At 72.6% G+C, this 5,739-nt stretch carries 5 protein-coding genes and 1 pseudogene; 3 read left to right on the forward strand and 3 right to left on the reverse strand.

Annotated features, from left to right (window positions below):
- Positions 1-45 precede the first annotated feature (45 nt).
- Positions 46-540, reverse strand: a pseudogene (locus ACY45C_RS16775) (aldo/keto reductase); the annotation flags it as partial.
- Positions 541-707: 167 nt separating this feature from the next.
- On the opposite strand from ACY45C_RS16775, the gene ACY45C_RS16780 reads away from it, so the two are divergent.
- Together ACY45C_RS16780 and ACY45C_RS16785 are read left to right on the forward strand one after the other, a co-directional pair.
- A complete protein-coding gene (locus tag ACY45C_RS16780; protein WP_462188512.1) occupies positions 708-986 on the forward strand; it encodes a type II toxin-antitoxin system TacA family antitoxin in 279 nt (92 codons plus the stop codon).
- A gap of 108 nt (positions 987-1,094) precedes the next feature.
- Positions 1,095-1,586, forward strand: coding sequence for a GNAT family N-acetyltransferase (locus tag ACY45C_RS16785; RefSeq protein ID WP_462188513.1), 492 nt, complete (start codon positions 1,095-1,097; stop codon positions 1,584-1,586).
- Positions 1,587-1,647: 61 nt separating this feature from the next.
- On the opposite strand, the gene ACY45C_RS16790 is transcribed toward ACY45C_RS16785, so the two are convergent.
- Positions 1,648-3,453, reverse strand: coding sequence for a hypothetical protein (locus ACY45C_RS16790; protein WP_462188514.1), 1,806 nt, complete (start codon positions 3,451-3,453; stop codon positions 1,648-1,650).
- A gap of 55 nt (positions 3,454-3,508) precedes the next feature.
- On the reverse strand, positions 3,509-4,936 hold the full coding sequence (locus tag ACY45C_RS16795) for a lipopolysaccharide biosynthesis protein (protein ID WP_462188515.1): 1,428 nt from the start codon (positions 4,934-4,936) through the stop codon (positions 3,509-3,511).
- 179 nt (positions 4,937-5,115) lie between these two features.
- Here ACY45C_RS16795 and ACY45C_RS16800 point away from each other — a divergent pair.
- On the forward strand, positions 5,116-5,739 hold a 624-nt coding region (locus tag ACY45C_RS16800; RefSeq protein WP_462188519.1), incomplete at its 3' end, for a glycosyltransferase.

Consider the following 5,739-nt stretch of genomic DNA (forward strand, 5'->3'; position numbering starts at 1 on the left):
GATCACCGGCGGGCCAGAAGAATCACAAGATCAGCGACAGATCCAGACCCGATTCACGTCCGGCGCGACACCGGTCTGGGCCAGCAGCCGGTCGAGGTGGGTCGTCTTGAAGTTCGACACCCCGATCGCGCGTACCTGGCCGTCCTTCAGCAGCTCGTCGAGCCCCTTCCAGGCCTCGACGTACCGATCCCGCCACGGGTTCGGCCAGTGGATGAGGAGCAGATCGAGGTAGTCCAGCCCCATCCGGCGGGTGCTCTCCACCGCGGCCCTGCGCACGCCGCGGACGCTGTGTGAGCGTTTGTTGAACTTCGTGGTGACGAACAGCTCCTCGCGGGGCACGCTGACGGCGCGTAGCCCGGCGCCGACCCCCTTCTCGTTGCCGTAGTTGTGCGCGGTGTCGATCAACCGGTAGCCCAGCCCGAGCGCCTGTTCCACCACCCCCTGGACCTCCCGGTCGTTCAGCGGCCAGGTTCCGAGCCCGAGCCTGGGCATCCGGGCACCGTGCGCGAGCGGGACGGTGGGGACAGGCGAAAGCGCCACGGGCGTAGGACCTCTCTGGTACGAAGAGATGCCGGGCGGCCGACCGGATCCGCGCTCCGGCCGGCCTCCGGGCATCCGGGCGACCCGGCCGCGATGGATGTGGTACCCACGTCGGCGAGCGAGACCCGGGGAAACGGGTCCGAAGACCCGGAGGGCAGACTGCCAGTATGAGCACCGCCAGGGACGACAGACTCGCGGTACGGCTACCCCAGGACGAAGCCGAGATCATCCGCTCGGCCGCGGAGGGTGAGGGCCTGTCCCTTGAGGACTTCGCCGTCGAGGCCATGAAGCGATACGCGCGAGAGGTTCTCGCCGACCGCCGCCTGTTCCGCGTCCCGGATGCCGACTGGAGCAAGCTCGAGGCGCTGCTCGACACGCCGCCGCCGGACTCCCCCCGGCTGCGCCGGCTCCTCGACGAGGAACCGGGCTCGGAGCAGCCGGAGTAGCCGGAGCACCCCGCCACCTCTGCCCGCCTCCCGGTCGGCCGACCAGCCGGCCAGTCGACCGGCGGTCCCGACCCGGTCCGACGCGGTCCCAAGAAAGGATCCTACGCAGTGCCCCTCGCCAAGCCCGCGGCCCTGTCCGAGGGCCCGGACCGGCTCACCTTCAACAGCGGTGACGACCTGCTCGACGGCTGGCTGCGCCACCACGCCCTCGAACACCAGCAGGACCGGACGACGAACACGTTCGTGATCGTCGGTGGTACCCGGATCGCCGGCTACTACTGCCTGGCCACCGCCGCCCTGGAACGGATCCCCGGTTCACGCCGGTGGTCGCGCCGGTCCACCGAACCCGTTCCGGCGATGTTCGTGGGGCGGCTCGCGGTCGATGTCCGCTACCAGGGCCGCGGGGTCGGCGCCCAACTCGTGCGGGACGCCGTGATGCGGTCACTGACCGTCCATCGCATGGTCGGAGTGCCGCTCCTGCTCGCCCACGCGATACGGCAACCCGGCCGGGCGTTCTACCGCCATCTCGGCTTCCTCGGCACCCACGTCGACCCCTACCTGCTCGCGCTGCCGCTACACGGCGCCGCCGGCGGGGGCTGAGCGCCGCCGGCCCCCGCAGGCCCCCGCCGAGCGCCGCTGGCCCCCGCCGGCCGCCCGTCACCTACTCGTCGCCGAGCAGCACATCCAGGTTGACGCGCAGCAACCACTGATCGAGCTTGAACGGGGGGTACGGCCAGGGCAGGCCGTCGAGCACCAGCTGGTTCACCGGGAGCCACAGGCTGCGCCGGCGGGCGTCGACCGCGCCGCGGCGCACCCCGACATACCGGGTCGCGGGGCCCCGCAGCCTGCTCAGCCCCACGTCGATCGGCCGGTCGGTGCGGAAGGTCATCCGCGTGCCGCGCCCCGCCGGCCGCACGACCTGCACCAGGCCGTCGAGCCCGGCGAGCAGCACCGCGCCGGTGGCTGGATCGACGGTGATGCTGCACACCAGCCCACCCCGGTCGGTGCCCGCGATCAGGTAGTCGGGGCGGTTGGCGATGCCCCAGGTGTCGACCGGCCAGTTGCCCGTGGCGGGGGCCCGGGTCACCAGGCCGCGTTTCCCATCGATCTTCGGGTAGACGGCGAGGGTCTCCGCCCGCAGCCCGTCGGCCTTGGTGCGGGCCACGTACAAGGTGCCGTCCGTGCCGAACACGGCCGACTCCATCCGGGAGCCGTCCTGAACGGCGCGCACCGCCGTGCTCTTCGGGCTGATGGTGCCCCGCGACGCCGAGTAGGAGAACTCCTGCACGGGGAAGGGCTGGGCCCGGAAGTCCAGCCCGCGCACGTCACTGATCAGCACGAACCATTCGTCATCAGGTTCGCTGGTGGGATCGGCGACGACCTCCCGCGGGTTCACGACCAGCTCGAGGCCCAGCGGGCGGGCCTGCGGGTACTGCCAGTGCGCCCGCACCCGGCCGGCGAGGTCGACAACGAGCAGGGCGCCGTTGTCGGTGCCGCCGACCCCGGTCCCCAGGTACTGGGCGATGACCAGGTGCCCGCTGCGGGGCAGCCGGGCGATCGAGGACGGCCCGCGCGGTGAGCGCGGCTCCAGCGGCGCGAGCACCGGGAAGGCCAGCGCCGCCACGTACGGCGGGGCGGCGCTGGCGAGCTGAGCCGCTGTCCTGGATGCCGTCCGGTCGTAGGCCCACCGTCCGCCCAGGGAGTCCCGCCGGAGCTGACCGATGCTCGGCAACTCGCCGTCGACGGAGGTGTTCCAGCCGAAGAAGGGCATCAGCGAGACGAAGACCACCCGCTCGGTGCCGTCCGGGCCGGGCACGACGATCACGTCCGAGATGTCCCCGCCGCCTACACCATGGTAGTTCGGGTCGGCCCGGGGCAGGCTCGTCCGGCCCTTCGTTGAGGGGATCACCAGGCGGGTGAACCGTTCGGTGACCGGCTCGAAGATCTCGATCTCCATGCCCGTACCGGTCAGCTTCGCCTGGTCGTCGGTGAACGGAGTCGTCGCGAGGAAGACGGTACCGTCCGCGGCGACCGCGGACAGGAAGGCGGCCTGACCGGGGCCGAAGCCCCAGCCCGGCACCTCGGCGATCTCGATGGCCGACTGGTCGTCGAGGTTTCCGAAGGTGCCGGGTGCGCCATAGATGGTCAGCAGGTTCCTGGGCAGGCCCGCCACCGCCCCGGCCGGCATCGACGGGCCCACGGTGACCCCGCCGACCGGTGCCGAGGGTCGGCTCAGCGGCAGGTCACCGGAGGAGGTCGGACCCGAGGACGAGGAGAGCAGGCGCGCGGCGACGAGGGCGCCGGCGGACGTCGCGCCGAGGCCCACGGCCGTCGCGAGCAGGCGGCGGCGGGTGACGGCGAACGGCGAGCGCACCGACCCCGACGACCCCGACGACCCCGACGACCCGGGAGAACCGGGAGAACCGGGCTCACCGCCGTCCGCGTTCGGACGGGTCTGGGCTGGCATCAGCGGTGGCCTCTCCGCGCGGGGTGGGCTGGGACTCGTCGGGCAGAGGAACTCCTCACACCCGGGCCGGGACCCCCTCGCCGGGCTGGGGGTCGGGTAGTCCCACGCCCCCCGCCGGCCGCCGGTGCGTCTCGGCGGCCCGCGCCGCCCGGCGGTCGGTGTGATGCAGCTGGACCACGAGCAGGCCGACCGCGAGCGCGGTCACCGACTCGGCGGCGAGCGCGGCGGTGGCCGTGGCCATCGATCCGCCGCCGGCCGAGACGAGCGCCCCAGCCGTCGCCACGGTGGCGACGGCGAGCACGCCGACGACCCGGCGCACCCCGGCGCCGAGCAGGTACGTGGTGAACATCAGGGTGACGGCCAGCAGGGTCATGCTCAGCGCGAGCACCGACAGCGCGGAGGCGGCGTCGGTGAGATGCGCCCCGAAGACGAGTCCGATCAACCACTTGGCCGCGAACAGACCGAGCCCGGCGAGGAAGAGCCCGGGAGCGACGACGAAGACCAGCGCCACGACCAACGTGCCCCCGGCGGGGCGTCCCTCCTTGCGCCGTCGTGCCGCCTCGGGCAGCAGGAAGTTCGCGACCGCCAGCCCGATGAAGACCGGTACCTTGCAGGCCGTCGAGATCGCCGCGTAGCCGCCGACCCCGGAGGACCCCAGCCAGCCGACGATGACGACGTCCATATTCTGCAGCAGGGCGAGGGGGATCAGCGCGCCGAGGGCGACGGTGGTGTCGGCGATGACGCTGTGCCGGGCGCTGGCGCGCGGCGCCGGGATCGGCAGCGGAATCGGCCCGGTGGCCGGCGGTGTGCCGTCGTCAGGCAGCACGGTCGCCCCGCGCTGGGACACGGGCGGACGCGGCAGCCGCGGGGTGCGCGTGACGGCCCACCGGGCGTGCTCGGCGCCGACGACGACGCCGAGCACGATGCCCAGGCCCGCGCCGTTCACCCCGAGCCCGCCCAGCACGAGCACGATCACCAGGCCGATCCGGACGAAGCCCTCGACCACGAAGTTGACGGCGAGGCGCGGATAGGCCCCCCGGGCCTGCAGCAGGCCGCGTTCGACGCACAGCAGCGTCCACAGCGCGGCACCGATGGTCGCCTCGGCGATCGCGAGCGGATGCGGATAAGACATCAGCGCGGCCACCGGCCGGCACAGCACCACCGCGACGATCGCGGAGATCACGATGCCGACGCCGCAGGCGCCCCGCAGCCGCCGGATCCAGGACCACTGCTCGCGCCGGGTGCCCCCCGGCCCAGACGTCTCGTGCTGCACCACGGCGATCAGCAGCGCGTTACCCGCGACCGAGAGAATCAGGAAGATGCTGACCTGCACCGACACGGCGCCGTAGGAGTCCGGGTCCAGCGACCGGACGACGATCAGGTTCATCAGCAGGTTGCACCCGTTGACGAGCATGCCGGCGACGGCCAGCGCTGCCGGACCGGCCAGCAGGCCCGTCACAGCCTCACGCGAGGGCTTCGCCATCAGTCTCCCCACCGGGAACGGGACACGTCGAATCACCCACAGCGAAACACCGACCATGGTAAGTGGCCGACGATTTTCCGACATCGGTAGGTTGCAGGCGAACGTTGCAGACGAACATGGTAAGCCCTGGCGAGCGAAACGAAACGGAAGGAATGCCACCGGTGACGGGAAGCCTCAGCGTGACACCCCCGGAAGGGTCGACACACCGCGGAGGGTCCCGGGAGCGCCGGTACCTGCCCACCCTCGCCGGCCGGCACGTGGTGTTCCTCAACTGGCGGGACCGGGAGCATCCGCAGGCCGGCGGGGCGGAGCTGTTCTGCCAGTCGATCGCCGAACGGTTCGCCGCGGCCGGCGCCCGGGTCACCCTGCTGACCTCGCGGGCCACGGACGGTGAACGCCCGGGTCCGCCCGTCGCCGAGTCCGTCGGCGGCGTCGAGGTGCGCCGCGGGGGCGGCACCTTCGGCGTCTATCCGTCGGTGCTTGCCCGGCTGGCCAGCCTGGGGCGGGCCGGGCACCGCGTCGACGCCGTCGTCGACTGCCAGAACGGGATCCCGTTCTTCAGTCCCCTGGTGCTGCCGGCGAGCACCCCCGTCGTGCAGGTGCTCCACCACGTTCATCAGAAACAGTTCCCGTTGTACTTCCCCGGGCCGGTCGCCCGGGTCGGGCAGCTGCTGGAGGCGCCGGGCAGCCGGTGGGTCTACCGGCGCCGACCGGTGGTGGTCGTCTCCCCCTCGACCCGCGCCGAGGCCCGTGACATCCTCGGCCTGCCCGGCCCGCGCTTCCTGGTCCCCAACGGGGTGACC

It is taken from the genome of Frankia sp. CcWB2, from assembly GCF_977927585.1.

Excerpts from the sequence above, each read along its gene's own strand:
- ACY45C_RS16780 (WP_462188512.1), top strand. The coding sequence starts at position 708 with ATGAGCACCGCCAGGGACGACAGACTCGCGGTACGGCTACCCCAGGAC.
- ACY45C_RS16790 (WP_462188514.1), bottom strand. The coding sequence starts at position 3,453 with ATGCCAGCCCAGACCCGTCCGAACGCGGACGGCGGTGAGCCCGGTTCT.
- ACY45C_RS16795 (WP_462188515.1), bottom strand. The coding sequence starts at position 4,936 with ATGGCGAAGCCCTCGCGTGAGGCTGTGACGGGCCTGCTGGCCGGTCCG.